Origin of the sequence: Candidatus Nitrosopumilus salarius BD31 (assembly GCF_000242875.2) — an archaeon.
Lineage (GTDB): Archaea > Thermoproteota > Nitrososphaeria > Nitrososphaerales > Nitrosopumilaceae > Nitrosopumilus > Nitrosopumilus salarius.
Genome location: NZ_AEXL02000095.1, coordinates 1 through 6,173, shown reverse-complemented (window position 1 = coordinate 6,173; position 6,173 = coordinate 1). Strand labels below are relative to the sequence as shown.

Sequence of the window (6,173 nt, the reverse complement as noted above, 5' to 3'; positions counted from 1 at the left end):
GAACGTTTGAGGTGGTCTCATGTCTTTTTCAGTAGGGTTTTCGTACTTCTTGCCTATTTCATCAACTCGTATGTTGAGTTTTTCAAGTAAAGTCTGATTCAATCCTTCTCCATAAACATCAACTCTTGCTGCGATTACTGCTTTTGCAGCAACTGCTCGTGCAATCTTTCCTCTTTGCCATCTTGGAGCTGCATGAACCATTGCATGTTGGAATAACAATCCATGCTTTGGTGGTTGAGAACCTGTCTTCAATGATCTAAACAATGCTTTTTCTGCTCCAAGGACTTGAATTGTACTTGCAGGAAGAGATGCTAATCTCTTAAGACTTCCAGCTCTTCCTAAAATCCTTGCACCTACTGCACTTCCAAGTATTGCTGAAAGATTTGGTGCAATTGTTTGCATTTCAGATTCTACATGCTCTTCAAGTTTTTTACGTAAATCATGAAAGTCAAGAATTTGTTTTGCAATTGATTGAACAATTGATAAATTAACATCTGAGATATCTCCTCCTCTACTCTTTGATGAAATTAATGACAACATCTCTACTTTTGATTCTGGAAAACCCGCATCTTCAAAAACTTGTTTTGTTAATGATTCTCGTTTTCCTGCAAGAACTATCTGTGCATATCCGTTAATACTATCAATGATATTATCTAATTCTGGAAAGTGTAATCCGTACCATTCTCTTAGTCTTGAGCTTAACCCATTTGCTATTTTGTCAATTTCATCAAGTGAATTAATTGCTTGAATGATGTGTAGATCAGGACTTTCTGATACTTCTGTGACTTTAGAAGATGATAACCCTAATGCAAACTCTCTTAGTTTTCCAAGCGTATCTTGAAGGTTTGACGCAAAACCTGAATCGACAATAATTTGTGGTTTTGTTGCTTGTATAGTTTCTAATTCAGATTCATCCATAAGATGACAATCAATAGAATGTTTTTTTAAAATTGCAAGCAATGATTCGTCACTGACTGAAACTCCTCTTTGAGTTGAAATCAGATAATTGATAAGCTCGTTTAATTTTGATTCTTTATTTTTAACTAATAGATACTCTTTAACTGGATTTGAGAATGGAAATGCTTTTTCTAGCTTTTTATCATTGAAGACTGAGATTCCCAACTCTGTTAAAATTACAGAATACATGAATAGTTGATTCTAAATCACCTTTAAAAAAGGTACCAGAATCGTGAATCAACTATTATATTCTAAACTTAGGTGATTAATCAAAGTGGAACCCAGCCTTGAAACTTCCATAGGTCAAATACAACTTGATAGGCCTGTTATGTTGGCATCCGGAATTTTAGGAATTTCGTTAGATGTGTTTAAACGACTATATCTGTCAGGTGCTGGTGCGGTTGTAACTAAATCTCTAAGTATCGAACCTTGGGAAGGCTATCCAAATCCTACTATTCTTAGTGTTAAAGGAGGTGGATGGATTAATGCAGTAGGTCTTTCAAATCCAGGTGCACCAAATTTTGCAAAAATGATTGAACCCAACAAAGACGTTCCAATAATAGTAAGTCTGGTTGGATCAATCCCTGAAGACTTTGAGATGATGATCAAACAATTTGAGCATTGTCAAGTAACAGCTTATGAATTAAATTTATCATGCCCACATGTTGCTAAAGTTGGTCTAGAAGTTGGAGATGACCCTGAATTGGTTAAAAAAATTGTCACTGCTGTAAAAAATTCTACTAATGTTCCTGTAATTGCTAAAGTAGGCCTTGGAACTTCTAATTATCTCAATACTGTTGGTACCGCGATAGATTCTGGAATTGATGCCATTACTGCTATTAACACTGTTCGTGCTATGGCAATAGATGCTGAAATTCAACGTCCAATTCTTAGTAATAGATATGGTGGATTGTCTGGTACTCCGATTAAACCAATTGCATTAAGATGCGTATATGAAATATCTTCAAAGTATGATATCCCAATTATTGGATGTGGTGGTATATCTACATGGGAGGATGCAATTGAATTTTTCTTGGCCGGAGCATCTGCGATTCAACTCGGTAGTGCAATAGGTGATAACTGGATAACTGTATTTCATGAAATTAACAAAGGTATCTTACAATATATGAAGAGAAAAGATTATTCTAACATTCAGGAAATGGTGGGACTTGCAAAGAGATCATAATCATCCCACCATTGTTACAATTGAAAAAGTAATTGATGAAACTCCTACTGTTAGAACTCTGATATTCTCAGATGAAGTGATGTCAGAGGCACTTCCTGGACAATTTGCAATGGTTTGGATTCCTGGAGTAAATGAACTACCAATGAGCATAATGATTTCAAAAGAACCTGGAAAGGCTGCATTTACTGTTAGAAAACATGGGCTTGCCTCTACTGGTTTGTTCAATGTGAAAGAAGGTGAACAAATTGGAATTAGAGGACCATATGGAAATTCTTTTGATCTAAAAGAGGGAAAACTTTTGTTTGTTGGTGGTGGAACTGGTCTTGTTCCTATGATGAGATTACTCACTTTTGTAAGGCCTCGTGATGATGTTACAGTTCTAATTGGTGCAAAAACAAAAAATGAAGTCTTCTTTGAAGATTTGGCAAAAAGTCTTTTGGAAGAACATCATCATCATCATGTAATTGTATCAACTGATGATGGTAGTTATGGCGAAAAAGGATTTGTTACTGATGTGGTTGAAAAACTTTTGAGCAAAACCCATTTTGATGGTGTATATACATGCGGTCCTGAAATCATGATGTACAAAACTGTCCAATCTGCTAATTCTAGACATATTTTTGTTCAAGCTAGCCTTGAACGAATGATGAAATGCGGTGTAGGAATTTGTGGCAGTTGTTGTGTTGGTACAGATCTTGCTTGCAGAGATGGTACTGTTTTTGATGGATTACATTTATCCAAAAATAAGGAATTTGGCTATTTTCATAGGAATAAGGCTGGAATTTTGGAACATTATTGAACCTGACTAGCAAGGTTTAAAATAAATCACAAAATTATTTCCATGAAGGGCATGGGTAATCCAAAAATAGTTTTAACAGCTGATAGAACTTTGATGTCTCCGTATCGGGGACTTTCTCTTGCAACATTTTTTGGATGTGCACCTGCAATTGATCCTCATCGGGATAAAAACAGTTTTTGGTATAAAATTCTTGGAAATCAAGTAACTCCAAAAATTTTATTTGATTTCATTTGTAATTATATTCCTCACACAAACGGTGTTGCAAATTATGCACCATACGGACTAAGAAAATTAGAAGCTGGTCTACTTCGAGATGGATTTAGCAGACAAGATGTTGTAGTTGCTCATCCTGATCACATTGAACAATTTATTGGACCTGACACTCAGGTTATTGGTACTTATGAGATGGATCCTCTTGGCATGGGTCCAGTTACTATGACGTTTACTTATGGTAGAAAACAAACATCATATGATGAATTTTACAATGCCGAATTACATCATAGAATTAAAGCTGCCAAAGCAAAAACTGGAAGTAAAGCCAAAGTAATTTCTGGAGCATCTGGAACTTGGCAATACAACTATGACCCAGAAAAAATTGAGGAATTTGGAATCTATGCAATTTTAGAAGGTGAACTTGGTGGAATTGCACCAGAAATTGATGGACATGCTGGAAGATTTTTCAACTATTTGATTAACGGCGAATTTGAAAATATGGATCCTTTCAGAAAAAGAAGCGACTTTAAAGTTAACGTAAAAGAATTTGAAAGAAATGGTAGAAAAATTCATGGAAGATTTGTTAATTTCTGGGACAGACCAGAATTAGAAGAAATCCCTGACATTGTAGAGCCAAGTATGCATGGAATGGTTGAAGTAATGCGTGGTTGTGGCAGAGGATGTAAATTCTGTGATGTTACATTAAGATCATTAAGATACTATCCTCCAGAAAAAGTCAAAAGAGAAATTGAAATTAACATTAAGAAAGGCGGTTCTAAATCTGCATGGATACACAGTGATGATATCTTTGTTTATGGAATGGATCCTAGAACTGCAAAGGGAATGGAACCTAATAGAGAAGCATTAGAAGAACTATTTACTGCAATCATGTCTACGGGAGTTGAACACACCAACCCAACTCATGGAACATTGGCTGGTGCTATCGCTGATGAAAAATTAATTCCAAACCTCTCTAAAATTATTAAATCTAGTCCTGATAACATGATTGGTATTCAAGCTGGATTTGAAACTGGCAGTCTTAGATTAATTGGTAAATATGCCGATAGAAAACTTGCACCATATTCTCCGGATGAGTGGCATTGGGTTGTAAAAGAAGGTGTTAAGACTTTGAATCAGGATTACTGGATTCCAGCATTCACTTTGATTATGGGTCTTGATAATGATGAACAACCTGAAGATTCTTGGGATACCATTAGATTAATCAGCGAATTAGAACACGAACAACCAGATTCAATGTTTACTGCCACAGCCCTAACCTTTGTTCCAATTGGATTACTAGAAAAATCTGACTTTTTCCATATTGGAAATGAGATGACTCCTGCACAACTGGGTGTTTTGTACAAAACATGGCAACACAATTTCAAATATGGCATTCAAAAATTCATGACTAAAACCGGTTCCAAAGGTCCACAAAGATACTTCTTTAATGCTATAGCCAGATCTCTTGGTGGTGTACCTTTAGGTGCGATGGAAAAATATGCACGCAAGAAAAGTAAGGAACACGAAAAAGTTATTGAGACTGTAAAGGCCAAATACTGGTAGTTATACAAATACATAAATTCACTAATCATTATTCAGAAATATGGCAACGCACGGTTCACTTACCAAAGCAGGAAAAGTAAGAGGACAAACTCCAAAGGTTGAAGGAAGAAAAATTGTAGGTACTAGTTCTAGTCTTAGGAATAAAAGCAACTTCAATAAGCGATTTGTACTAGGCAGATTCCCTGGTCAAAACAAACCTGGACAAAGAAGAAAGAGACGTTAGTCAATTTTCGATAAATCTCTATTATTACAGTCATTTTTCACTCCGATCAACCGATTTTTGACAGTCAATATGATCAACCTTAGATTTGACAGAACCTTAAAGCAATACTCTTATAAAGTACTGGTACCGTACCATACGGTATGGTAGAAGATTTAAGATTAGATAGTTTAGAGGGCGTAGGTCCTGTAACTACAAGAAAATTATCCGATGCAGGTATCCACAACGTCATGGATCTCATCGTCAGAGGTCCTGTAGAAATTGCAGAAATCACTGGAATGGAAAAGGATACAGCTGAAAAAATTGTCAATAAAGCCCGACAACATTTGGTTGAAGGAGGATTAATTGCTAAAGACTTTGTAAGTGCAAGTGAAATTTACAAACACCGACAGAGTATTGGTAAAATTACAACTGGTACAAATTGTCTTGATACATTATTTGATGGTGGTATTGAGACTCAAGCCTTAACCGAAGTTTATGGAGAATTTGGTTGTGGCAAAACACAATTTGCCCATACCATGTCTGTAATGGTTCAAAAAAGTAAAGAAGAAGGTGGTCTTGAAGGTTCTGTCTTATACATTGATACAGAAAATACTTTTAGACCTGAAAGAATCGTATCCATTGCACAAGCACATGATATGGATCCTGAAAAAGTTCTAGATCATATTATAGTAGCTCGTGCATACAATAGTGCACATCAAGTACTAATTCTAGAAGAAGCAGGTCAAATAATTGAAGAAAACAATGTAAAACTAATTGTAGCAGATTCTGCAGTTGGATTATTCCGTGCTGAATATCTTGGAAGAGGAACCTTGTCTGTCAGACAACAAAAATTAAATCATTTTGTACATCTTCTTTCAAGAATTGCAGAAACATACAACTGTGCTGCAATTGCAACAAATCAAGTCATGGCATCACCTGATGTCTTCTTTGGAGATCCAACTCGTCCAATTGGTGGAAATGTAGTTGCACATACAAGCACATACAGAATCTACTTTAAAAAATCAGGCAAGAAACGAATTGCTCGAATGGTGGATAGCCCTCATCATCCTGAAGAAGAAGTAATCTTTGCTCTGGGTGAAGCAGGTGTGATGGATCCTGAAGAAGCAGAGAAAAAGACAAAAAAGACTACTAAAAAAGCAACCGCCAAAAAAACCAAAGAATCTGAAGTAGAGACTACCGTAGATACACCTGAAGTAGAGACTACCGTAGATACACCTGAAGTAGAGACTACC

Annotated in this window: 6 protein-coding genes; 5 read left to right on the top strand and 1 reads right to left on the bottom strand. The window is 36.0% G+C overall.

What is annotated here, in order from left to right; all coding sequences use genetic code 11:
• The coding region (locus tag BD31_RS05490; RefSeq protein WP_008299646.1) for an NOP5/NOP56 family protein at window positions 1-1,146 on the bottom strand (1,146 nt) is incomplete at its 3' end.
• Window positions 1,147-1,231: 85 nt separating this feature from the next.
• Here BD31_RS05490 and BD31_RS05485 point away from each other — a divergent pair.
• The 5 genes from BD31_RS05485 to radA all read left to right on the top strand — a co-directional run.
• The gene (locus BD31_RS05485) at window positions 1,232-2,143 is read left to right on the top strand and encodes a dihydroorotate dehydrogenase (RefSeq protein WP_008299648.1); all 912 of its coding nucleotides are present in this window, start codon (window positions 1,232-1,234) and stop codon (window positions 2,141-2,143) included.
• Window positions 2,127-2,942, top strand: a complete 816-nt coding sequence (locus BD31_RS05480; protein ID WP_008299644.1) for a dihydroorotate dehydrogenase electron transfer subunit — start codon at window positions 2,127-2,129, stop codon at window positions 2,940-2,942. The genes BD31_RS05485 and BD31_RS05480 overlap by 17 nt, the downstream gene beginning before the upstream one ends.
• 51 nt (window positions 2,943-2,993) lie before the next feature.
• The gene (locus BD31_RS05475) at window positions 2,994-4,718 is read left to right on the top strand and encodes a B12-binding domain-containing radical SAM protein (RefSeq protein ID WP_008299643.1); all 1,725 of its coding nucleotides are present in this window, start codon (window positions 2,994-2,996) and stop codon (window positions 4,716-4,718) included.
• 40 nt (window positions 4,719-4,758) lie between these two features.
• Window positions 4,759-4,941 (top strand): 30S ribosomal protein S30e, encoded by a 183-nt coding sequence (locus BD31_RS05470; protein WP_008299639.1) that lies wholly within the window; start codon window positions 4,759-4,761, stop codon window positions 4,939-4,941.
• Between the two features lie 140 nt (window positions 4,942-5,081).
• Window positions 5,082-6,173 (top strand): DNA repair and recombination protein RadA (radA, locus tag BD31_RS05465; protein ID WP_008299641.1); only part of this gene is annotated, 1,092 nt, incomplete at its 3' end.

Coding starts and splice junctions, on each gene's coding strand:
- BD31_RS05475 (WP_008299643.1), top strand. CDS start 2,994: ATGGGTAATCCAAAAATAGTTTTAACAGCTGATAGAACTTTGATGTCT.
- BD31_RS05470 (WP_008299639.1), top strand. CDS start 4,759: ATGGCAACGCACGGTTCACTTACCAAAGCAGGAAAAGTAAGAGGACAA.